21 protein-coding genes are annotated in these 24,525 nt (G+C 34.3%); all 21 read left to right on the top strand.

Annotation, left to right across the window (positions count from 1 at the left end; genetic code table 11):
- Positions 1 to 154: 154 nt before the first annotated feature.
- The 21 genes from GUY17_RS15215 (at position 155) to GUY17_RS15115 (ending at position 24,524) form a co-directional block, all read left to right on the top strand.
- The gene (locus GUY17_RS15215; RefSeq protein ID WP_162023642.1) at positions 155 to 982 is read left to right on the top strand and encodes a hypothetical protein; all 828 of its coding nucleotides are present in this window, start codon (positions 155 to 157) and stop codon (positions 980 to 982) included.
- The gene (locus tag GUY17_RS15210; RefSeq protein WP_162023641.1) at positions 983 to 2,143 is read left to right on the top strand and encodes a lipopolysaccharide biosynthesis protein; all 1,161 of its coding nucleotides are present in this window, start codon (positions 983 to 985) and stop codon (positions 2,141 to 2,143) included.
- Positions 2,144 to 2,350: 207 nt separating this feature from the next.
- Positions 2,351 to 3,442 carry a hypothetical protein gene (locus GUY17_RS15205; protein WP_162023640.1) on the top strand — a complete coding sequence of 364 codons (1,092 nt, stop codon included), beginning with the start codon at positions 2,351 to 2,353 and terminating at the stop codon, positions 3,440 to 3,442.
- Positions 3,442 to 4,506 carry a glycosyltransferase family 1 protein gene (locus GUY17_RS15200; protein ID WP_162023639.1) on the top strand — a complete coding sequence of 355 codons (1,065 nt, stop codon included), beginning with the start codon at positions 3,442 to 3,444 and terminating at the stop codon, positions 4,504 to 4,506. The genes GUY17_RS15205 and GUY17_RS15200 overlap by 1 nt, the downstream gene beginning before the upstream one ends.
- A gap of 19 nt (positions 4,507 to 4,525) precedes the next feature.
- Complete coding sequence (locus GUY17_RS15195) at positions 4,526 to 5,206, top strand: acyltransferase (RefSeq protein ID WP_174839645.1); 681 nt, start codon at positions 4,526 to 4,528, stop codon at positions 5,204 to 5,206.
- Between the two features lie 11 nt (positions 5,207 to 5,217).
- Positions 5,218 to 6,324: a glycosyltransferase family 4 protein gene (locus GUY17_RS15190; RefSeq protein WP_162023638.1), complete on the top strand. Its 1,107-nt coding sequence runs from the start codon at positions 5,218 to 5,220 to the stop codon at positions 6,322 to 6,324.
- Between the two features lie 143 nt (positions 6,325 to 6,467).
- Positions 6,468 to 7,013, top strand: a complete 546-nt coding sequence (gene rfbC, locus GUY17_RS15185; RefSeq protein WP_162023637.1) for a dTDP-4-dehydrorhamnose 3,5-epimerase — start codon at positions 6,468 to 6,470, stop codon at positions 7,011 to 7,013.
- Positions 7,013 to 8,068, top strand: a complete 1,056-nt coding sequence (locus tag GUY17_RS15180; RefSeq protein ID WP_162023636.1) for a DUF1972 domain-containing protein — start codon at positions 7,013 to 7,015, stop codon at positions 8,066 to 8,068. Before rfbC (GUY17_RS15185) ends, GUY17_RS15180 begins: the two co-directional genes overlap by 1 nt.
- Positions 8,069 to 8,478: 410 nt before the next feature.
- Positions 8,479 to 9,558 carry a UDP-N-acetylglucosamine--undecaprenyl-phosphate N-acetylglucosaminephosphotransferase gene (wecA, locus tag GUY17_RS15175; protein WP_162023635.1) on the top strand — a complete coding sequence of 360 codons (1,080 nt, stop codon included), beginning with the start codon at positions 8,479 to 8,481 and terminating at the stop codon, positions 9,556 to 9,558.
- Between the two features lie 138 nt (positions 9,559 to 9,696).
- Positions 9,697 to 10,770 (top strand): UDP-N-acetylglucosamine--undecaprenyl-phosphate N-acetylglucosaminephosphotransferase, encoded by a 1,074-nt coding sequence (gene wecA, locus GUY17_RS15170; RefSeq protein WP_162023634.1) that lies wholly within the window; start codon positions 9,697 to 9,699, stop codon positions 10,768 to 10,770.
- 1,843 nt (positions 10,771 to 12,613) lie between these two features.
- Complete coding sequence (locus GUY17_RS15165; RefSeq protein ID WP_101086437.1) at positions 12,614 to 13,720, top strand: polysaccharide export protein; 1,107 nt, start codon at positions 12,614 to 12,616, stop codon at positions 13,718 to 13,720.
- A gap of 41 nt (positions 13,721 to 13,761) precedes the next feature.
- Entirely contained in the window at positions 13,762 to 14,196 is a 435-nt protein-coding gene (locus tag GUY17_RS15160) for a low molecular weight protein-tyrosine-phosphatase (RefSeq protein WP_162023633.1), read from the top strand.
- Positions 14,197 to 14,210: 14 nt separating this feature from the next.
- Positions 14,211 to 16,442 carry a polysaccharide biosynthesis tyrosine autokinase gene (locus tag GUY17_RS15155; RefSeq protein WP_162023632.1) on the top strand — a complete coding sequence of 744 codons (2,232 nt, stop codon included), beginning with the start codon at positions 14,211 to 14,213 and terminating at the stop codon, positions 16,440 to 16,442.
- A gap of 126 nt (positions 16,443 to 16,568) precedes the next feature.
- Complete coding sequence (gene rfbB / locus GUY17_RS15150) at positions 16,569 to 17,654, top strand: dTDP-glucose 4,6-dehydratase (protein WP_162023631.1); 1,086 nt, start codon at positions 16,569 to 16,571, stop codon at positions 17,652 to 17,654.
- A gap of 51 nt (positions 17,655 to 17,705) precedes the next feature.
- A complete protein-coding gene (gene rfbA, locus GUY17_RS15145; RefSeq protein WP_162023630.1) occupies positions 17,706 to 18,587 on the top strand; it encodes a glucose-1-phosphate thymidylyltransferase RfbA in 882 nt (293 codons plus the stop codon).
- 4 nt (positions 18,588 to 18,591) lie between these two features.
- A complete protein-coding gene (rfbD, locus tag GUY17_RS15140; RefSeq protein WP_162023629.1) occupies positions 18,592 to 19,473 on the top strand; it encodes a dTDP-4-dehydrorhamnose reductase in 882 nt (293 codons plus the stop codon).
- Between the two features lie 4 nt (positions 19,474 to 19,477).
- Positions 19,478 to 20,023 carry a dTDP-4-dehydrorhamnose 3,5-epimerase gene (rfbC, locus tag GUY17_RS15135; RefSeq protein WP_162023628.1) on the top strand — a complete coding sequence of 182 codons (546 nt, stop codon included), beginning with the start codon at positions 19,478 to 19,480 and terminating at the stop codon, positions 20,021 to 20,023.
- Between the two features lie 62 nt (positions 20,024 to 20,085).
- Complete coding sequence (locus GUY17_RS15130; protein WP_162023627.1) at positions 20,086 to 21,099, top strand: hypothetical protein; 1,014 nt, start codon at positions 20,086 to 20,088, stop codon at positions 21,097 to 21,099.
- On the top strand, positions 21,096 to 22,292 hold the full coding sequence (locus GUY17_RS15125) for an oligosaccharide flippase family protein (protein ID WP_162023626.1): 1,197 nt from the start codon (positions 21,096 to 21,098) through the stop codon (positions 22,290 to 22,292). Before GUY17_RS15130 ends, GUY17_RS15125 begins: the two co-directional genes overlap by 4 nt.
- Before the next feature lie 13 nt (positions 22,293 to 22,305).
- Positions 22,306 to 23,340 (top strand): glycosyltransferase family 4 protein, encoded by a 1,035-nt coding sequence (locus GUY17_RS15120; RefSeq protein ID WP_162023625.1) that lies wholly within the window; start codon positions 22,306 to 22,308, stop codon positions 23,338 to 23,340.
- Positions 23,341 to 23,363: 23 nt separating this feature from the next.
- Positions 23,364 to 24,524: a hypothetical protein gene (locus GUY17_RS15115; RefSeq protein WP_162023624.1), complete on the top strand. Its 1,161-nt coding sequence runs from the start codon at positions 23,364 to 23,366 to the stop codon at positions 24,522 to 24,524.
- Position 24,525 lies beyond the last annotated feature (1 nt).

The following is a 24,525-nucleotide window of genomic DNA, read 5'->3' as shown; positions in this document are numbered from 1 at the left end:
TTTGTATTAAATTCATACAAAATGTCTATTTTCCTAAGTAAAAAAATCTCTACGATACTTTATGAATAAATCCAATTGAAATATAATTTCATTTATATAAAAATATAACTTTTTGTTATAAAAGTATAATCAAGATATAAATTGATGAGTTCACATGAAAAAAGTCAGTATTTTAGTTGTAACATACGGAATTGATTTAATTGAATCATTATCACTTATTGCTATTTCCAATTTAGATTTACGGAATATTGATTATAAACCCGTATTGAAAATATGGATGAATAAATATTCCGATGAAAATATTTATCTAAACGAAGAAATAAAAGATAAATTTGAAATTGAAATAGTTAAAAGCCTCGAAAATAAAGCACTGCCTATTATATATAATAGATTCCTATTAGAACAAGATTCTGATTATGCGATATTACTCGATCAAGACTCAATCATTGAAGATGATTATATCAGTGAAATAAACCAAGTAATAAATGATATGAATGTTTACTTATTACTTCCTAAAGTAGTTCATGGAGACACACTAGTCAGTCCTGGGCGGTTAAGACTTTTTTTCGGTACTTTAGACCCAACACTAAAAGATAGGAAAGGTATCATTAAAGACAGAGATATTGTTGCTATTAATAGTGGGCTGGTCGTAAAAGTAGAATTAGTGAAAAAAGATATAATTAAATATGATGAGCGTCTTAAATTTTATTTTACGGATACTAAGTTTTTATTAGATTATAATAAATTAGGTTTTGGGATTTATTTGCTAGAATCGGTAATAAGCCATGACTTATCTGAGTTGAGTGATAGTAATAATACATCCAGAGCATCAGTTAGATTTAGTGATATGGTCTTTGGTTTTAGAGCAACATACCCTAATGGGGTTCTAAGAATATTATTAGAATCATATTTGGTTTATGTTGCGGTTAAATATTCAATTAAATTTAAAAGTTACATATTTCTTAAGTTATTAGTAGGGTAAATGACAAAGTACATATTTTTATTTCTAGCTAAAGCATGTTCCTTTTTTGGTTTGTTTATTTTCGCCAAGTTTCTAGATATTAAAGAAGTTGGACAAATATCTACATACCAAGTGATGCAGTTTTTTTTAATACCTATTTTATCATTACAGATACCCGCAGCTATATTTAGATTCTATGGTGATAAAAGTTTTGATGATGAAATAGGTTTAGCATTTAAATATGCAAATTCAATTTTGTTTTTTTCATTTTTTCTCGTTGTCGGATTTTCTTTAAGTGTTAATATATATATAGGTGTACTAGCATCTGCGTTTTGTTATATAGTATTTTATGTAAACTTGGAATATTTAAGACGAAGTGCAGGCGATAATACATATTTCTTTTTATTGTTTTTTCAGGTTTTTTTGTTTTTAATATTCTCACTTTTTTTTATTTTTATTTTAGAACAAAAAGGGCTTAAATCATTACTGTTATCAGAATGCTTTAGTATTTATATTATATGGATTGTTTTTTCTGTAAATAAGAACCTATCTATTCCTAATGCTTTTTTTAAGAAAATGTTAGATTATTCATTGCCATTAATACCAGCAAGTATGTGTTGGTGGTTATTAAGCGGTGGTATTATATATATGGTTTCGCTTTTATATGGCGATAAAGCGACAGCTCAGTTTAATCTAAGTTATAAAATCCCTTCTTTTGTTATTGTTCTATCAAGCTTAATTTCTGCAGTATGGCAATCTGAGTTTTTAATTAGATTTAATAATAAAACGTTAGACTCAGGTTTTATAAAATCAAGATGTAATCTTTTTATAATGATATCTGCTTTTCTATGTTTAGGTTTTTTTGCATTCTCAAATACTATTATATACTTTTTTTACAATGAGTATTTTATGGGATTTTCAATATCTATCCTAATTAGCATTATAACTGTTTTATATGCAGTAAATGCATTCATTGGCATGCAATATATTATTTCATGTAATACAAAACGTGATTTTTTAATATTGTCCATCGGCTCTGTAATTACGATGTTTTCAGGCTATTTATTTGGGTTTTATCTAGGAATACAAGGTTTATTATTCGGGTATATCATTGGGTTGGGTTTTATTCTTTTTGTTAGAATGAGAGATTTTTTAAATTGGCAGAATTCATTTTCATCGTAATGAATAATAAATTGTAGAAAGTTGATTAGGTTTTTAATGATAAATGATAAATGCAAATCTTATAACCTTATAAGTTCAATCTTATTAATAGTTTTCTGTTATATTTTATTTGAAAATTATTTTGTAGTTTCAATGAAAACAAATGGCCTCGATAAGCTATATTATTCATTCTCACTATTCAAACTTGTCTTCTTATACGGTACTTTTTTGATATTATTACTCTCCGGTATTTTGAAAGCCAGTTTTGAGATAAGAACAAAAACATTCTTTGTTATTTTATACATAGGAATCTTAATTTATATAGGGTACTTTGTAAAAGGTAATGGAACCATGGTAATGTTAAGTATTCAGAATATGTACTTCTGGATATTCTTATTATCTTTGTTATATGTGCTACCAGGTAAACCTCATACTCAGTTCTTTAAAACTTTAATGCCAGTAATGGTAGTTTGCTTGTTGATCCATTTCATATATTCATTGTGGATACAAACTTTATTTAATGGTGATTATAATTTATTTTATTTCTACGAACTATATTCAAATCTTGAGATGTTTGGTTCGTGGAATCATCTTAAAGATGGTGATGTAAGAGCATATGGTTTCTTTGGTAGCTCAACTGGGTTATCACAAGTTTTGTTAATACCAATATGTTATTTAATCGCTTGTTGTATATTGAAGAAAAAATCAAAAATATTGTATTTTCTATTTTTTATAATATTCATATATTTTCTTTTCATTACAAGAATTAGAAACCCAGCTCTTTCATTATGCTTTGTTGTACTTTTATTAAGTCTTTTAAAACTTTTAAAAATAAGCAGTTTTAGATCAATAATTGTTGTTTTTGTATTCCTTTTTATTTTTAGTTTTGCTATTGCTCCCTTAAGTGATTTATTGGGTATTGGCGATCTTTCATCACAAGCTAGAACACCTATGTTACTAAGCTTTATAGATAACATAACTGCTAATCCAATGGGATATGGTATTGGTTCAACTGGTAATTTAAAGGCATATCAATTTTTTTACGAATCGTCTTTTGCAACAATAGTAAATGATTTAGGGTTTTTCTACAGTATTCCTCTGTTCTCATTTTTGCTTATTCTAATAGCTTCATTCTATAGAGTTTACTTATATGGTACCCCTACGCATAAATTGATCGGCTTGACTGGTTTTCTGTCATTATCATCACTTTTTTTTCTAATGAACTATTCAAATATTTTTGATTTCACACTAAACATATACATTATATTTTTGTACTCTTGTTTTAGTGTTTTTAAAATTGATAAGGTAAGGCTTCAATAATGGCTGTTAATAAAAAAGTACTATATATTTCACATATTGATTGGAATTGGATAAAACAACGCCCACAATTTATCGCTGAAGGTTTAGAAGATAAAAATATTAATGTTAAAAAAATGTATCAATTTTCTTTTTCTCGAAAACTTTTACAGAAAAATGGTAAGCGCGTTGATAAAAATTTGTTTCCATTTTTTAAACTTCCTTTTTCTAATCGAAGTGAATTATTAAATCGTGTTTCTACTCATTTATTGAAGTTATATTTCAGGTTCGTGATTTTACTTTTTAAACCTGATTATGTTTGGTTAACTCATCCTACTTTAATCGCTTATATTCCAGAAAATCGAAGTTTTAAATTAATTTATGATTGTATGGATGATAATGCAGAATTTCATGAGAAAAATTGTTGGCAGTACAATAATATTACTAGGTTCGATAAGGCATGTATAAACTCGAGTGACTATGTCTTTTGTACCAGCACATGGTTACAAGAAAAAATAGCTAATAAACATAATATAAAAGCATCGCTATCTCGTAATGCATTTGGTGGAAAGATAATTACTGAAGAGGTTATACCTCCAGCTGAAGTAAGAAATATGGCTTATTTTGGTACAATTTCAAATTGGTTTGACTTCGAATCTATTTTATATGTTCTCGAGCAAATACCAGATTTGACTGTAGACCTTTATGGCCCTATTGAATCCGGTGTTATTATTCCTTCCGCTGCTAGATTAAATTATCGTGGAGTAGCTAATCATTCAGAACTTTTTTCTATTTCGAAGGGGTATAGTTGTTTATTAATGCCTTTTACTTTAAATGATCTTGTACTGGGGGTTGACCCAGTTAAATTATATGAATACGTTAATTTTGGAAATAATATTATAAGCGTTCAATATGTTGAGGTTGAACGATTTTCTCCATTTGTTCATTTTTATAATACTAAAGATGAACTAAAAAATATTATCATAAATGGCTTAGGTAAAAAATATACAGAAGAACAACGGATCCAATTTATTGATAATAATTCATGGTCAAATCGGGTTGATAATATTTTGAGTGTAATAAATTGATCATTTGTGGTAAATAAATATGATAGTTAAAAAGTTTATTGAATTTATGGTTTTAAAAATTAAAGGTCGTACTTTCGAAATTGATGAGAACGTCGACGATTTGTATTTAATTAATTTATCTTTGTCTCAGTTGTTTTCGTTGATGAGAGGCCTTATAAAGGTAAGGAAAATAGTTTTTCTTGGGCAAAATGTTAAGGTATACGGTACTAAAAAATTAAAAATTGGTAAGGGTGTTTCAATATCAGATTTTTGTATCATTGATTCCTTAAGTGTCAATGGTTTATTTTTGGGTGATGGATCAAGTATTGGTCGTTTCGGTATCGTTAAAGTTAGCGGTTCTTTGGCTTATATTGGAGATAATATTACCATAGGTAAGAACGTAGGTATTGGTGACTTCTGTCATCTAGGGGGAGCCGGTGGTGTTTCAATTGGCGACGATACTATTATTGGAGCTTATTTTAGTGTTCACCCTGAGAATCATATTTTCGACGATAAAGAAATTTTAATCCGTAATCAAGGTGTTACTCATCAAGGTATTTCAATCGGTCCCAATTGTTGGATAGGAGCCAAGGTCACCGTACTTGACGGAGCTATAATTGGTCCTAGATGTATTGTTGCAGCAGGTTCAGTTGTTAAAGGCTCTTTTCCTGAAGGCTGCGTAATTGGTGGCGTACCAGCAAGAATTTTAAAAGAAATTTAAAAGAAATCAAAATGAAAAAAAGTGTAGATATTTTTTACGTTCATTTATTTAATGACTTTAGTGGTAGTCCTAGAGTATTTAGGGATGCTATAAACAGTGGTATTAGCACACCGAATAATACATATGTACTTACAAGTAAGCATAGAGGCTTTCTTGATGGTGTTAATGCGAGACGGATTAATTGCTTTTATGCACGAAGTAATAATCGTTATATTCAACTTTTCTATTTTTTAATATCGCAGATTTTTTTATTCTTCCAGTTATCTTTTTGGTTGATCGGTAATAGGCTAAAAAGCCGAAAGTCAACAGTGATAATTAATACTATGCTTCCATTTGGAGCTGGGGTGGCAGCAAAATTATTTGCTACCAAAGTGGTGTACTATGTACATGAAACACATATAAAACCAGATTTACTTAAAGCTTTCTTACGATTCTTTATACAACATTGTGCTACAAGTGTAATATTTGTTTCAAAATATCTTCAACATCAAGAAAGTTTTGATAAAATTGGATCTGATGTTATTTATAACGGTTTACGAACAGATTTTATTCCTTCCAATGATCTTGATTTTCGCTCAAAGTTTGAAAGGAAACAGTTGTTTTTTGCCGGTTCGTTAAAAAAATATAAAGGAATATCACAATTAATTTCACTTGCATTAAGTCTACCTAAATTTAACGTTGTTGCAGCTATAAATTGCGAAAGTTATGAATATGATGAATTTATTGCTGGCAACACTATACCAAAGAATTTAATAATTCATGTTCGTCCGTCTAATATTCAACAGTTATTTCAGGAGAGTTTCCTAGTATTAAACTTATCTTTACCTGAAGCGTGGACTGAGACTTTTGGTTTATCGCTTTTAGAAGGTATGGCATTTGGTTGCCCAGTAGTAGCTCCAACTGTAGGAGGTCCTGTTGAATTCGTTAATAATGAAAATGGCTTACTCGTTGATGCTAGGAATACAGAAAAAATTGTTGAGTTTGTTTTATATTTAAATAGTTCTTTTGATGTTTGGAATCGATATTCTAACGAAGCTTTATCCATGTCAAAAAAGTTTACTGCTGAAGAGTATAAAATGGCTTTGATAGCATATTTTGAAAAGTTTGATTTAGTTTGATTTAGTTTTTATTTTAAAGATTTTTGCGTAACTTCTATTAGTAGTTTTAGTATTTATTACAATGAAAATTAGCTTGAAAATAAAGTTGGACTAATAAAATAAATATATATTTTAAATTATAATAAAAAATAAGAGTAATAACTATGAAGATCATAGCTACAGCAATACCTGAAGTTAAAATAATTGAGCCTGATGTTTTTGGTGACGACAGAGGTTTTTTTATGGAAACTTGGCAACAAGGCAAATTTGAAGAACTTATTGGCACCGGCCCTATTCAGTTTGTTCAAGATAATCATTCAAAATCTATGCATGGTATTTTGCGTGGACTGCACTATCAAACCCAAAATACCCAAGGTAAGTTAGTTCGTGTCGTTTCTGGAGAGGTTTTTGATGTTGCCGTTGATGTTCGTAAAAACTCACCAACTTTAGGCCAATGGGTAGGAGTGCTACTCTCAGCTGATAACAAACGTCAACTTTGGGTGCCTGAAGGATTTGCTCATGGTTTTTACGTAACGAGTGAAAGTGCTGAGTTTGTTTATAAATGTACTGATTATTATAACCCAAAGTCTGAGCATTCTATTATTTGGAATGATCCGGATATCGGCATTATTTGGCCTTTAGTTCATCAGCCGATTCTTTCAGAAAAAGACAAGTCTGCTACCAGAATGAAAGATCAGGAATTACTTTAATGATTAAGGTTGCAGTCGTTGGTACTGTTGGTATACCTGCTTGTTATGGTGGGTTTGAATCGCTAGTCGAAAATTTAACATTGTATAAGTCAAATGAGATTGATTATACTATTTTTTGCTCAGGTAAGTCTTACGTCGACAAAGTAGATACTTATAACGATGCTAAATTAGTTTATTTGCCATTAAATGCGAATGGTATTCAAAGTATACCGTATGATATTTTATCATTAATTAGATGTTGGTTTTTACGGCCTGATACAGTACTAATATTAGGTGTTTCTGGATGCCTTTTTTTACCTATTTTTAAGTTTTTCTCTAAAGCTAAAATCGTCACTAATATAGATGGTTTAGAATGGAAACGTGATAAATGGAACAAATGGGCTAAGAGATTCTTAAAGTTTTCAGAATCAATAGCAGTTAAATATTCTGACGTGATTATTACTGATAACAAAGCCATTGGCGATTATGTCGACGTTGAATATTCAACGGACAATGTTGTTATTGCCTATGGAGGTGATCATGCAATGATTGAAGGTATCGACGTTGGCCAAGAACAAGATTACTACTTATCACTATGTCGAATAGAGCCTGAGAACAATGTTCAAATGATCTTAGAGGCGTTTGTAAATAGTGATAAAAAGTTAAAATTTGTTGGGAATTGGAATTCTAGTGAATTCGGTAGAGAGCTCAAAAGAGAATTCTCAGACAAACCGAACATTGATATTATTGATCCGATATACGATATTAAACAGTTGTTTATGCTAAGAAGCGAATGTAAGGGCTACATTCATGGACACTCTGCCGGAGGCACCAATCCCTCTTTAGTCGAAGCTATGCACTTCCAAAAACCAATTTTTGCTTTTGACTGTAAATTTAATAGGTACAGTACCGAAGACCGGGCGGTATATTTTTCCTCATCACATAATTTGAATGGCATGCTAACAGAGGTGACTACTGATGAGTTATCAGCTATTGCAGTTAATATGAAGCAGATCGCTGAAAGTCGTTACACATGGAAAAATATTAATCAGATGTACGAAGAGACATATTCATAATTTCTAGTATATCAAGTTCAATAATAAGATTATATCAAGTTCAATAATGAAGATGGAAATATTTATTTTCATTATTTTTTAATAAAAGACTGTTTTCAGTATGATTTTTATACCAAACGATAATTTTTTGAGTATTTTTATATTAGCTAATTAATCATATTATAGCGTGGATATTCAGTTTAAAGACACTCCAGATTGTTTTCACCTAAAAACAGTTATGGTATGTCATGTTTATTGTGTGCTCCTGTATTACATGACGATTTAAAACTGATTACTATAGGCTTTGTTACCACCTGTCTAAAGTTTATTTTGTACGTTTTTGAGTCGAAAACGTATTTATTATTTCGCGTAAATAATTTACGTAATTTTTAGGCGAGCTCAACCAAATTTTATCTAACACTGAGTCATTTATGTCCATGAGTTTGTCTTTATTATTTGTATTCTGTGCTTCTTTCACCAGTTTGTTCATCTTCAGAAAGTTAGCCAAACGTTTTGGCTTAGTTGATAAGCCTAACGAGCGTAAGTTGCACGTTGGTCAGATCCCTCTTATTGGCGGTATTTCAATTTACTGCACGTTAATGATCGCCTTGTTTGCGCTTTTTCCTATTACCAACGCTTTACTTCTTTACGTTGTATGTTCGACAGTGCTAATTGTATTGGGTGCCCTAGATGACAAATACGATTTAAGTTTTAAATCGCGCTTAGTGGTCCAAGCTTGTATTTCACTTGCTATGATTTTGATTGGTTACAAAAGTTTGCATTACCTTGGCGCTATGATCAGCGATACAGCCTTAGTCATCCCAACTTACTTGAGTTATATCGTAACCATTTTTGCCGTAATAGGGGCAATCAATGCATTTAATATGGTTGATGGTATTGATGGATTATTAGGTGGGCTTGCTTCAGTGACATTCTCCGCGCTTGGTTTAATGTTTTATCTCGCTGGAAACGACTATTTAGCGCTTTACTGCATGTTGTTCGTTGGCGCTATGCTGCCCTATATCATGCTTAACTTAGGCTTTCCGTTTGGTCGTCGTTTCAAAGTATTTATGGGTGATGCTGGCAGCATGTTTATCGGGTTTACTGTTATTTGGTTGTTGATTGAAGCAAGCCAACCAGATAATTCTTTGGTTATTCGACCTGTAACCGCATTGTGGTTTATTGCTTTGCCTCTTATGGACATGGTTTGTACAATGACGAGAAGAATCAAAAAAGGTCAATCACCTTTTAAACCTGATAGAGAGCATTTGCATCATATTTGCCAGCGTATTGGAATGACTTCAACAATGTCACTCTTGGTAATCTGTTCATTTTCCGCAATTATGGCTATAATTGGTATTCTGTCAGATTTGTATCAAGTGCCTGAATTTATTATGTTTATTTCTTTTCTACTTGTCTTTGGTGTTTATTTCACCGTGATTTCAAATATTTGGCGCATCACGTCTTTTTTGCGCAAACATTTTCTGTTTACCTTACCATCACGCGATTAATTAATATTTATCACCAATCGGATTACATATGTGAAGTATAAGGTGTATTATTTTCTGGATCAGGTAAGTGGTCTGGATCGATAAGTGGTAAAGTTTCGTGTTGTATTTTGAGTTTTGTATATGCTTAAGGATGAGGTGATGGATTATTTTGTTCCGTTTATAACAGCTTTTGTGTTGAGTTTTGGGGCTATTTTAGTTTTTAAGCCCATTGCTGCTAAGGTTGGCTTGTTAGATTTACCTAACGAGCGTAAGTGTCATGATGGTGCTATACCTCTTATTGGTGGTATAGCCATTTTTTGTAGTATTTTCTTCGCTTCCAGTTTATTTATTCAAGCTAGCCAAACGCTTAATTTATATCTAATTTCCTCCTCAATGATTCTTTTTATAGGCGTTTTAGACGATCGCTATGATTTGTCAGTCCGTTTACGTCTTGTTGCTCAAGTTATTACAGCATCTATTTTGGTTTTTGGTGCAGGTTTTTATCTAACAACACTAGGCGATATTTTTTACTTTTTTGAGTTTAAACTGGGTTACGTTGGTATTTTAGTCACCATAATCGCTGTTATTGGCTCAATTAACGCATTTAACATGGTTGATGGTATCGATGGTTTAGCAGGAATGCTTAGTTTAGTCACTTTTACATCATTATCTGTGTTATTTTACCGCGCTGGTAATGAATGGTTTTTGCTGCCATTACTGTTTGATGCCGCTATCCTTGCCTATCTATTTTTTAACCTTCGTTGGCCTTTTATATCCGTTCAGAAAATATTTATGGGTGATGCGGGCAGTATGTTAATTGGGTTAACTGTAGTGTGGTTATTAGTACTAGGTACTCAACCTTATAACGTACATCATGGGGTTAGCATTAATGAGCCTGTATTCTCTCCAGTAACGGCTTTGTATTTGATTGCTATTCCGTTAATGGATATGGCCGCGATTATGTTTAGAAGGTTTAAAAAAGGCTTATCACCTTTTAATCCAGATCGTGATCATCTACATCATATTTTTGAGCGAGCAGGTTACAATCGTAAACAAACCCTCATCAGAATTACTTTGTTGTCATTGTTACTTTCTCTATGTGGTTTAGCAGGGGAGTTTTATCTGGTTCCTGAATGGATCATGTTCAGCTCTTTTATCGCTTTATTTATTATATACAATTGGGCCCTTGCCCATGTTTGGCAGATCATTACTTGGCTAAAACGTAGCGACTAAATTGTCTATCGCTATACTCTTTATTTGCTAATATTTTTAAATGATTTCGTCTAAAGATGTTAAATGAATCTTGTTTTTACGATTACTTATTAGGTATTCGTATGTTGTCTTTAATCGATGCCTGAAAACCAGCCATAGGTTAAATATCATCGAATCTTGCTGTTGTTAGGCGTTATTTGAGCAAACCTATGCTTGATCAGCTAAAACACCAACGGGATCGAGGATCAAATTCAGTTAACCGAAGCCATTAGTATGTTGATTTCGCAAGATGGCGTAGTAGTCTTTAATATAATGGGTAAGCAGCACTATTATGGAGACAAGCTAAGCTCCCCTCGCATGTATGCATTTGTTGAGTATCCATTACGTGAGGACAAGTAAGATTCAGTGTTTAGCCGTCAACCATATAAGCAGGACATCATTCTTCTTATTCATGATATAAGAAAACTGAAATTGCTAAAGTAGAAAAGGGTGTATCAGTCGGTTTCGGTTAAAATATGCAATTACACTGATAAAATAAAAAGTTAACTACAGACAGATTAATTAAAAACGCCAATAAATGTGTATTTTTGCTTCAAAAAAAGGATATTGCATCAGCAATATCCTTTTTTTATGACTAAAAATAAATACAGCAAGTCAAATATCTAATTATAACCGTTATTGTAGGCTTATCATGATGATTAATTAGGATTTAATACTGTATATTAGTTTTTTTGGCTGTAGTGTTTCTGTCACGTAACCGCAATATAATGGCAAAATTAATCACAAGATTGTCATTTCTGTCTGTAAATTACAGAAATTTTAAGTATAATCAGCGCTCAAAATGCATATTCGACGTAATTTAGTCGTAAATGCTTAAAAAATGGAAGTTTCGTTGAAATTTTGGGCATGCTGGAGCCGTAACCTATGGGCGGTAGCGTGTCTGAAGATCGCTCTAGGCTCTAGGCCGCTACGCGGATAGGTGCTAAGTTCTAGCAGTTAGAGCAGTTAGAGCGGTGTCAGGCGGTATAGAGCGATGACGTGCGATAGCAATCTAGCGGCTAGGAGCTAAGTTCTAGACCGCTTCGCTTCTAGATCGGACTTCGTCCTGCTAAGGACTGCTTTGCAGTTAAGATTTTATAGAAGCGCAGCGCTCTAGCAGTTAGAGCGGTGTCAGGCGGTATAGAGCGATGACGTGCGATAGCGATCTAGCTTTAACGTTTTTTGGTACGAAGCGCTAGTAATAGATAACAAGCGGTATCAGGCGATATCGAACAATAAATAGCGAATGAGCCCTTTTGGCTTGTCGACTAATCTCCTCGAATAAATAATGGATTATGTTCACTCAATTCTCATAAGAAACATGGCAACGCCTTTGTTCCTTAACGAGTCAGCTAATCCTAAAATTATAAAAACGATAATAAATGAACTAGACTCTAGCAGTTAGAGCGATGACGTGCGATAGCAATCTAGACTCTAGGCTTTTGCTTGCTAGCCTTTTGCTCTACTTAGAAGCGCAGCGCCCTAGAATCTAGCATCTAGGCTTTTGCTTTCTATGCTGCTACGCAGCTAGTGCGCTTCGCTTCTAGGGCGGACTTCGTCCTGCTAGGGACTGCTTCGCAGTAAAGATTTTATAGAAGCGCAGCGCCCTAGAATCATAGAGCCTAGGAAGCTACGCGGATAGTGCGCTTCGCTTCTAGGGCGGACTTCGTCCTGCTAAGGACTGCTTCGCAGTAAAGATTTTATAGAAGCGCAGCGCTCTAGAATCTAGCAACTAGGCTTTTGCTTTCTAAGCTTTTGCTTTCTAAGCTTTCTATCTTTTACCCTTAATTCATTACAAAAAATTTAAATAAATTGGAATCATACAATGACGTTTAGTTACAAAACACTCATTACATCATTTTTGCTTGTATCTGTGTCGGGTTGCGCCATTGTTCCCGGCAGTCATTTTGAGGGGATTGATTCTGGTGATCAAACAAGAAGCCTCGAACAAGACTTAGATAAGGTCAACATTCAAATTATTGATGCATCATTAATAGCACAGCAAAAACAACTTCGAAAAAGTGCTAAACCGATGTCCAGTTATGCAGGTATCGATACCAGCAATTATAAATATAAGTTAGGAATTGGTGACGTACTAACTATAGGTGTATGGGATCACCCTGAATTAACCATTCCTGCAGCAGTTCAACGTACCGCCGAGTTTGATGGTTTTAGGGTACAACAAGATGGCACCGTTACTTATGCTTATGCACCCAATATTCCTGCGGTAGGTAAAACAGTCAGACAACTGCATAAAGAATTGGTTGAACGGTTAAGTAAAGTCATAGCAGACCCACAAGTCGATATTAAAGTGGTTGGTTTTAGAAGCCAAAAAACCTATATCACCGGTGAAGTCACCCAACCGGGTGTGTTTCCTATTACAGAAATTCCGTTAACCCTTATTGATGCATTAAATCAAGCGGGTGGTTTATCCGAATCAGCCGACTGGCGCACGGTGACATTTACTCGTGGTGAAACCACTGAGATTATAGAGTTAGACAAGTTTTATGCCCAAGGCGATATATCACAAAACCGTTTACTGCAAGACGGCGACATCGTGCATGTAAATCGTAACGATGCGCAAAAAGTGTTTGTATTAGGCGATGTCAAAAAAGCCGGTACCGTAATGCTTAACCGTTATGGCTTAAACCTAGCGGAAGCGTTAAGTGATTCTGGCGGCTTAAACGAAAACACCGCAGATGCGAACGGCATATTTGTACTGCGTAAACGCGATTATCAACAAACGGGTATTTTAGCCGATGTATATCAATTACACGCTAAGAATATTGCCTCGTTGGTACTTGCTGAACAATTTGAGTTACAACCGCACGATATTGTGTATGTAACTTCTGCACCATTGGCCCGTTGGAACCGCGTAATCAGCTTATTACTGCCTTCGGTCGCGACATTAGATAATATTAATGGTATTTAAAATTAATCAATTAATGTCTACTCCGTTAAGGGTTTTACACCATGTTTGATTCAGTATTAATGGTTTGTGCAGGCAATATTTGCCGCAGCCCAACAGCTGAGTATGTTTTAAAAAGCAAGCTTATCGATAAAAATATCACCATCGCATCAGCAGGATTAACCGCATTAGTCGGTAAATCAGCTGATGCCATGGCGCAAAAAATTGCCTTAAGCCATGGTGTGGTAATGGACTCACACCAGGGTCAGCAATTGTCGTCGCAATTAATTGCCGCTAATAGTGTCATTCTTGTTATGGAACAACGCCATTTAAACGATGTTCACAGTCGCTACCCTGAAGCGCGTGGTAAAACGTTTTTATTAGGGAAATGGATTAATAATGCAGAAGTTCCCGATCCGTATCGCCAAAGCCAAGAAGCATTTGAGCATGTGTACGCATTAATCGATAGCGCATGTAGCGCTTGGCAAAAATATCTATAAGGAATGGCAACTTAATGAGTGCTCAGCCTACAACAAAAAAGAATGATAACCTTGCTCAGCAAGCACAAGAAATCGATTTAATGGCATTGTTTGGCGCCTTGTTAGACCGCAAATATTTTATTATTGGTTTAACGGCGTTATTTATGTTCGTTGGCGTTGTGTATGCAGTGTTATCGACACCTGTTTACCAGGCTACTGCGATGATCCAAGTCGAAGACAGCGGCTCATCCGTGCCTGGTTTAGATGACATGGCGGGGATGTTCGAAAGTACTTCAACAGCCGTGACCGAAATTGAATTATTAAAATCACGCTCGGTGATTGGTGAAGCAGTCGATAATTTAAAGCTAGATGTTATTGCTGAGCCAAACCTATTTCCATTTATTGGTTCTCGTTCATTTCGTAAATTTGCGCCTATGAATGAAGGTGACCTAGCTGAGCCCAGTTTTGGTGCCAGCAGTTATGCCTGGGGCGGCGAAATTATTGATGTATTCCGTTTCGATGTACCAAAATCTGCTATTGGTTCAGGTTTTACCTTAGTAGCCTTAGACAACAACGCCGTCGCGTTATTAAACGACGATGGCGAGCAAATTCTCAAAGGCAAAGTGGGTCAAGAGCTTACAAATTCAAAATTTAGCTTAACCGTGCGCACGTTACATGCACGCCCAGGTACAGAATTTACAATCACTCGCCAAGATAGATTAAACACTATTCTAGATTTGCAAGCCGCAATAGGTGCCAGTGAGAAGGGTAAAGACTCAGGCATTATCAACTTAAGCTTACAAAGCAACAACCCTAGCTATGCCGAACAAGTACTCGATAAAGTCGCGGCTATTTATGTCCGTCGTAATGTTGAACGAAATTCTGCTGAAGCACAAAAATCATTAGAATTTTTAGAAGTTCAATTACCCGAGATTAAAAAGCAACTTGAATTTGCCGAGCAACGCTTTAACGATTATCAAATAAAACGTCAGTCTATTAACATCACCCTAGAGACCCAAGGCGTACTTGAGCAAGTTGTTGCCCTCGAGACTAAATTACAAGAGTTGGAATTAAAACGACTAGAAATGAGCCGTAAGTTCAAAAAAGATCATCCAACCTATCAAGGCTTAGTCGAGCAAATTAGTGCGGTTAATGATCAAAAGAAAGAGCTTGTGGGGCAGGTAGGTAATTTACCTGAAACTCAACAAGAATTGTTACGTTTAAAGCGCGATGTTGAAGTCAGTAACGAGATTTATACCATGTTACTGGGTAAAACTCAGGAGTTGGACATTGTCCGTGCCGGTACCGTCGGTAATGTGCGCATTATTGACTCTGCCGAGGTCAACACCTCTAAACCAGTCAAACCTAAGAAGCCATTAATTGTGGTTATGGCAACGATGTTGGGTGGCATGTTAGCCATTGCGATTGTGTTAGTGCAAAAAGCAATGCACCGTGGCGTAGAAGACCCTAGCGAGATTGAAGCAATCGGCTTGCCTGTTTATGCCAGTGTGCCGTATTCAGAAAATCAACAAAAGCTCATGAGCTTCGGTAAATCGAGTAAAGCCAAAGCGGCTGCTAAGGCTAAATCAATATTAGCCATAGATAATCCGGCCGATTTATCCATTGAAGCTCTACGTAGTCTTCGTACTAGCTTACATTTTGCAATGATGGAAGCTAAAAATAATATTATTGCTATATCTGGTCCAAGCCCTGGAGTGGGTAAATCATTTATCTCGGTTAATTTAGCCGCAGTACTTGCCCAGAGTGGTAAGAAAGTACTGATTATTGATGCCGATATGCGCAAAGGCTATTTACAAACCCAGTTTGGCCTAAAGTGGGATGACGGTTTAAGTGATTACTTATCTGGCCGTTTAAATTTAGAACAGGTCACTAAGCCAAGCAAAATTGAAGGTTTAAAAGTTATTACCCGCGGACAAATACCGCCAAATCCGTCTGAATTGCTTATGCATAGCAACTTTAGCAAGCTAGTAGATGAAGTCAGTAAAGCTTATGACTTAGTCATTATTGATACCCCGCCAATTTTAGCCGTAACCGATCCCGCTATTGTCAGTGCTCATACTGGCACTACGTTATTGGTTGCCCGTTTTGGCCAGAATCATCTCCGTGAGATTGAATTGACTCGTAATCGCTTCGAGCAAAATGGTATCGATGTTAAAGGCGTAGTGTTTAACGGCGTAGTTAAAAAGGCCAGTAATGCTTATGGTTATTATGGCTATTATAATTACGAGTACAAATCGGATAAGTAAGAATTTTTAGCCATTTATAATATTATAAAAGTAGATTTTAAACTTTACTGATTTTAGATAATTAGTTACTCGGTTTGCGAACTAATTAAGTTTCAAAAACTGATATTCAATTTAAAGGATTGTGCTTTGAAAATTTTAGTATCAGGTGGTGCAGGTTTTATTGGCTCTGCAGTTGTTCGTCATATCATCAATAATACTCAAGACAGCGTCATCAATGTTGATAAATTAACCTATGCAGGCAACCTCGAATCACTTGTCAGTGTAGAAAATGATGAGCGATATGTTTTCGAGCAAGTGGATATTTGTGATCGTGCTGAATTGGACCGCGTCTTTAAGCAACATAATCCAGATGCAGTGATGCACCTTGCGGCTGAATCGCACGTTGACCGTTCAATTACTGGGCCATCAGACTTTATTCAAACAAACATCGTTGGCACCTATACGCTACTTGAAGCGACTCGCGAGTATTGGAATGCATTATCAGCAAAAGCCAAGCTTTCATTTCGTTTCCATCATATCTCTACAGATGAAGTATACGGTGATTTACCGCATCCTGATGAGCAAGACGGCCAAAGTTCTAATGAAGCGCTGCCATTATTTACTGAAGAAACATCTTATGCACCAAGCAGTCCTTATTCGGCATCTAAAGCATCAAGTGACCACCTAGTTAGATCGTGGTTACGCACATACGGTTTACCAACCGTTGTGACTAATTGCTCTAATAACTATGGTCCGTTTCATTTTCCTGAGAAGTTAATCCCATTAGTGATCCTTAATGCATTAGAAGGGAAGTCGCTTCCTATCTACGGTAAAGGTGATCAAATTCGTGATTGGCTCTATGTTGAAGATCATGCTCGTGCACTTTATAAAGTCGTGACGACGGGTATAGTCGGTGAGACTTACAATATTGGTGGTCACAATGAGAAACAAAATATTGAAGTGGTCAAAACCATTTGCAGTATTCTAGACACCCTAGTCCCAAAAGGCACACCTTACTCTGAGCAAATTACTTATGTCACAGACCGACCAGGTCATGACCGTCGTTATGCGATTGACTCAAGTAAAATGAATCATGAGCTTAACTGGCAACTACAAGAAACATTTGAAACGGGTTTACGTAAAACCATTGAGTGGTATTTAACTAACCAAACGTGGTGTCAACATGTACAAGATGGTAGCTATCAACGTGAGCGTTTAGGCATTAATTCTTGATAGTATTTTCTTTGATATTTGGCATGTGTAACATATAACGTTTGAGGATTTATGAAAGGGATTATTTTAGCTGGCGGTTCAGGAACGCGTTTATACCCACTCACAAGAGGTGTATCTAAGCAGTTACTACCAATATATGACAAACCCATGATCTACTATCCACTGTCAACATTAATGCTTGCAGGCATTAGAGATATATTGGTTATTACTACACCAGAAGACAATGAAGGTTTTAAGCGTTTATTAGGTGATGGTTCAGATTTTGGTATCAATCTAACATATGCAGTACAACCTTCACCAGATGGCCTAGCGCAAGCCTTTATCATTGGTGAAGAATTTATCGGTAAGGACAGTGTTTGTTTAGTCTTGGGTGATAATATTTTTTATGGTCAATCTTTTAGTGCAACATTGAAGAATGCGGCGAATAGAAAAGAGGGTGCCACAGTATTTGGTTATCAAGTCAAAGACCCAGAAAGATTTGGTGTGGTTGAGTTTGATAAAGATATGAAAGCCGTATCGATAGAAGAAAAACCAACGAAGCCAAAATCAAATTATGCTGTCACCGGTTTGTACTTCTACGACAACAATGTTGTCGAAATGGCAAAGCAAGTTAAACCGTCACATCGCGGCGAATTAGAAATTACCACGTTAAATGAAATGTATTTGAACCAAGATAACTTGAATGTTGAGTTACTCGGGAGAGGTTTTGCATGGTTAGATACCGGTACCCATGAAAGTTTGCATGAAGCGTCTTCTTTTGTACAAACGATTGAAAATGTACAAGGTCTAAAAGTGGCTTGCTTAGAAGAGATAGCATGGCGTAATGGGTGGTTAAGCGATGAGCAGGTACTCACGCTTGCCAAGCCGATGATGAAGAATGAATATGGTCAGTATTTAACTCGTTTAGTGACTGAAAACCAGAAAAGGATGTAAGTTAATGCGAGTACTAATTACAGGGTGTAATGGGCAGGTAGGTTGTTGCATTGTAGAGCAATTAACAAATGATGCTGATACAACAATATTAGCACTTGATAGAGATTCCTTGGATATTACTGATCAACATGCTGTAAATGCTGCAGTTGAAGAATTTCAACCAAGTATCATTATCAATGCCGCTGCTCATACCGCAGTTGATAAAGCAGAAGATGAAATTGAACTTTCTTATGCTATTAATCGTGATGGGCCTAAATACCTAGCACAAGCTGCGCAAGAGGTGGGAGCTGCAATACTCCATATTTCAACTGATTATGTTTTTGAAGGTAATAAAGTTGGTGAGTATGTAGAAAGTGATATCACAAACCCACAGGGTGTTTATGGCGAAAGTAAGCTGGCCGGAGAAATAGCTGTAGTAGAAGCGTGCGATAAACACATTATTCTTCGCACTGCTTGGGTGTTTGGTGAGAATGGCAATAATTTTGTAAAAACCATGCTGCGTATAGCCGCAACTCGTGATGCATTAAGTATTGTTGGTGACCAATTTGGTGGGCCAACCTACGCAGGTGATATTGCTAACGCGCTAATTAAAATCGCTAAGAGTGTAGCTCAAGGTGATACTGTTGAATATGGCGTATATCATTACTCAGGTTTACCTCATGTGAGTTGGTATGAGTTTGCAGAAACTATTTTTGATACTGCACTCGAGCAAGGCGTAGCCAAGAGAAAGCCTCTTCTGACCAGTATCACAACAGAGCAATATTACACACCAGCAAAGCGACCAAGTAACTCTCGTTTAAGTACTGAAAAAATAAACAATGCATTCTTAATAGAAGCATGTGATTGGAAAACAGCGTTAAATAATATTCAAGCCTACACAGAGTAAAACCATGAAAGTGATAAATACCAGTATTCCTGATGTAAAAATTATAGAGCCTAGTGTGTTTGGTGACGAACGCGGTTTTTTTATGGAAACCTGGAACCAACAACAATTTGAAGAGCTCGTTACAGGCAAAGAGACAAGATTTGTACAAGATAACCATTCTAAATCCAAGAAAGGGATCTTGCGTGGTTTACATTACCAGACTGAAAATACTCAAGGGAAACTTGTTCGGGTTATCTCTGGTGTGGTTTTTGATGTGGCCGTTGATATTCGAAAAGGCTCACCAACATTCGGCAAATGGGTTGGTGAATACCTTTCCGCTGAAAATAAGCGTCAACTATGGATACCTGAAGGCTTTGCACATGGATTTTATGTAACTAGTGAAGAGGCTGAATTTGTATACAAGTGTACCGATTATTACAATCCTAAAGCAGAAAATTCTATAGCATGGAATGATTCTTCTATAAATATTCACTGGCCAATTAGCTTTCCTCCTCTTTTATCCGAAAAAGATAAATCAGGACGTAAATTATCGGATGTTATTAAAATATAAAGGTTTAAACGTTAGAATTTAACAACTCTTTAATTTTTTGTCTTACAGTTTGGATTTTATTGATGATGAAGAAAATTTTACTTGTAACTGGAAATGATGGATATTTCGCGCAGAAAAAGTTCCCTTGGCAGTCTTTAGATGTTGTGAATATGAAAGAAAGGCTGGTTGAACTTGGTTATGATGTTGAGATAATGACTTTTCAGGTTTTACAAAAAACAAAATTTAATGAGATCGGAAACTATATTGTATATACAAGTTCTCAAAAGATTGAATTGAAAAAATACATCGAAGATACAATGTATTTTTTTGATAGAGATAATACATTAATTCCGTCATATGAAGCATTGAAAGCGCACGATAATAAAGGTTTTCAAGTTTATATGGCAAAAAAATACGGTTTTAACCTTATTGAGTCTAACTACTTTTCTGATTACAAAGAAGTAACAAATATTCGTGATTACCCTATAGTATTCAAATTTGCCAATGGTGCGTCATCTCAGGGAGTAAGGCTTATAAAAGTATTTGAAGATTTGAAAAAGAGTGTTTTTTTCATTGATTCAATAAGCCAAAACATAGTGAGATTGAAAAGGAAGCTAAAAGAGCTTGTTTTTAAAGCACGATTTGATAAACCGTGGCATGAGTATATATCTTACGGCGAATCCAGGTTCGTGTTACAGTCTTTTGTTAAAGACCTTGATTGTGATTATAAGGTTTTAGTTTTTGGTGAAAAGTTTTATATTTTAAAGAGACTTATTCAAGGCGATGATTTTAGAGCTAGCGGCAGCGGCCTGCATAGTTTAGAAATCGGTAGTGATATTATTTCTATATTGGACGAAGCAAAAGCATTTACAGACAAATATCCTTCTCATGTATACTCTCTAGATATTTGTGTTAGCAACCTAGAAGCTAAGGTGATTGAATTTCAGTTTACTCATGTTGGACCTGTAACGCTAACTGATTCAAATTGTTATTATATAAGTAAAAATGACAATTGGAAAAAGGTTGAAGGTAAGAGTAATTTGGAACAAGAGTATTGTAGTGCAATTGATATTTATATAAATAGAGTTAGTCAGTGAAAAGTATAATATCAAATTTTTGTAGTTTAAGTATGATAAATGTAATCGGTATGATAATACCTATTTTGTTGATCCCTTATCTAACGAGAACTATTGGATTAGAGTTACTCGCTGTGGTTCTTTTAGTTAACACTGTTGTTCAGTTTGGTATAATTGTGTCTGACTACAGTTTTAATATTACTGGGACTAGATATATTGCGGCAAACAAAGAGAATATTCATTTAGCTTTAAATGAGTATGCAGTTATTCAAAGAGTTAAGTTGATTATTTCTCTTTTTTATATATTTTTATCAAGTTCGTTTCTGTTTTTTTATGTAGATATTGATATTATTGTTATCACTTTAAGCATTGCATTTGGCGTTATCGGAAACTATTTTTTAGCTGTTTGGTACTATCAAGGCTTATCTGAACTCAAGGTAATAGCTCTAATCGCAAGTGTTTCAAAACTGATATTTTTTCTTTTTGTCATTTTATTTGTTGATGATAAAAGTGATATTAATTTGTTAATTATATCTTATAACTTACCTCTGTTTATACTTGGTAGTGGGTTTTACTTGATGTATATGCATAAGCCGACTAGGCGAATTCAAATCACTGTTCCTAGTTTATACTCAAAATTTGTCAGCGGGTTTAATGTTTTTTCTGGTGATTTCGCTCCGAATTTATATAACAATATTCCATCAATAGCATTAGGCGCTGCAACTGGAGGGGCTACTTATACCTATTATGCAGTAGCGACAAGGGTTACTAATGCCTTTGTAGGATTTCAACATGTTTTATCTAGATCAATTTTCCCTACGATTGTTGATGGAGGCAAGACAGGGTTAGATGTTTCTATAAAGCTTAATATTATTCTAATATTTCCATTTCTTTTAGCTATTGGTTTATTTTCGGAAGAAATAGTATTGTTTTTTCTTGGTGAAAACTCAACAGAAGCAGTTTTTTACCTGCAAATATTAACTGTTAGTGTATGTTTTAATGCTATAATAAATATAATCAATCAAGGCTATCTATTACCTAACAATAAAGACAAAGCATTTAGAAATATATCTGTATCCGTCTCAGTCGTTTCAGCTCTGTTAGGTATGTTGCTAATTTATTTTTTCGGAATATCAGGTTTAGTTTATACTCAGTTGTTAGCTCGCTCGTTACTCGCTACTTCAACTATTTTATATTTAAAGTTTGAAAAATAATTAAGGTTAGATAATGATAGGGTATTTTTTACATAATTTCAGTGGATATAGTGGGGCTTCAAAGCAGGCTAAGTTATTAGCTGAAAACATTGAACATGAAGTTGTTTTTTTTAATTTTGGAGATAGAGTCGAAAATAACCCCAAAGTAGTCAATATCCCAAGTTCTTTTTTTCTGCAGTTTTTTTATATTACATATTTTGTATTGAAATTTAAGATCAATACTTTTCATTTTCATGGTTCATTTAATGTTTCGCTCGTTATTTCGTTTTTATTAAATAAAAGAGTTATATTGAAAACGACATTACTTGGTGATGATGACTTTGATTCTTTTTCCACAAAGCGTAACTGGATCGTTAAGTTCTTCTTTATCAAAAATATCTATAAAAACATAACATTATCTAAAAGAGTTTATGAAATAAATTCAAAGTATCTACCAGTGCAAAAATTAATGTTAATACCGAATGGTGTTAGTATAGGTCCTTGTATAGAACTTAATAGTAAGGAAACTAATTCGTTCTGTTTTGTTGGCCTTGTTTGTAAAAGAAAAAGGACATTTGAAAGTATAGAATATTTTTTGCAAAACTTCTCGCACCTGCCTGATGCAAAATTTTATATTGTTGGCCCTTATGAAAATGTAAAAAATAATTTTGAATTTTCACAAGAATATGTTGATCTATGTATGCAACTAGTTGAATCTTCAGAGCATAAGAATAAAATAACATTTATTGGCCATGTCGCGCCTATAGAAGCACAGAATATCATGAAGAGGTGTAAGGCTTTATTGTTTTTCTCTAGTAAAGAAGGTATGCCTAACGTTGTATTAGAGTCTCTGGCACAAAATTGTGTCCCTATTACAAATTGGTTAGATGGTGTTTCTGCTGAAATTTTCGAAAATAAAGTTAGTGGTTTTATCATTGATTCACAAGAAGAATGTATTGATATCTCAGATATTGATTTAATGGTGTATAATAGAAAACCCTTTAAATTAATGAAAGATAAGTTTGATATAAAAGTTATTGCAAAGAGTTATAATAAGCTTTATTTGTAGACTTTAATTGTAAAGAGGTCGTAGTGGTTTTAATTTCAATAGCTTCACTCATTATATTTATCTTGCTTCTTTATTTGTACGCTAGGGTATCGTTATCATTATCTTTACTTCTAGTATCTTGCTTTTCTATATGTACTTTTTCTGGTGTAGTTTCATCTTCTGGTTTCATATTTTACCTTTTTTCAATCATAATATTTTTTTTGTTCAATCGAATTACATTTAAAAAAGATCTTTTTATTTTATTTTTTATGTTTTTATTTTTTCTTTTGCCAGTTTTGTTTTTGTCTCTTAATAATGGTGCTAGTGAACTAAATAGTTTTCTTAAATTCTTTCAGTCAATTGTTGCGACATTTGGTCTTGTATTCATTTCTAGAGCACATGTTTCAATTACTCAAGTTCAAATGGAAAGGATTTGCATTTCTTTTGTTATTGTAAATGTTGTATTTGGGCTTGTATTTCATTTATTGTTTAATGTTTATGACTTAGGGCTGATTCGTTTCAGCGGAATATTTTTTGATTCTAATTATTATGGATTGTATTGTCTGCTATTGTATTTTTCATTGGATTTGTTTTTTAAAGGTAATAGATTATTAAAGTTGACATTAGCTTTAATGGTGATTTCTAGTTTATCCTTTAGTATCCTCTTGATATTTTTAATGTATATAATACTGTCTCAAAAATGTCCTAAATTTATGATGAATCCTTTCTCCTTTTTTTTCGCTTTAGTTTCTAGTATGATTTGTTATTTAACATTGATGTTGGCAATGAAGAAATTGTCTAGTGAGGCTGTAAGTAATCAATTTATCTTTTATAAGTTGAGCTCCTTGTCCCACCGCTTATCTGCGCAGTTTGACGCACTTGACATTTTAACGTTAAATAATGCATTTTTTTCAGGAATGGGGAGTGGTCGGAATTTGGAGCTAACGGGGAGAGCCTTACATCATTCATTTTTACAAATGATTTTCAGTCATGGAGTTATTTACTATTTGCTAATGATTTTAATTCTGACTTTATCATTAAAAGGCTTAGATAATACACTTGTGATAACTAGAAAGTATTATGCTATTTTTTATTGTTTGTTAGTTGCGTGTTTTGTCTTAGACCCTTATGCAACTTTATATTTCAATATAGTTGCATTGTTATTTTATGCAATTAAATCGAAACCCATTTTAGAAAGAGGCTAAT

The sequence above is a fragment of the Shewanella sp. Arc9-LZ genome (assembly GCF_010092445.1).
Taxonomy (GTDB): Bacteria; Pseudomonadota; Gammaproteobacteria; order Enterobacterales; family Shewanellaceae; genus Shewanella.
This window is presented reverse-complemented; position numbering and strand designations above follow the sequence as displayed.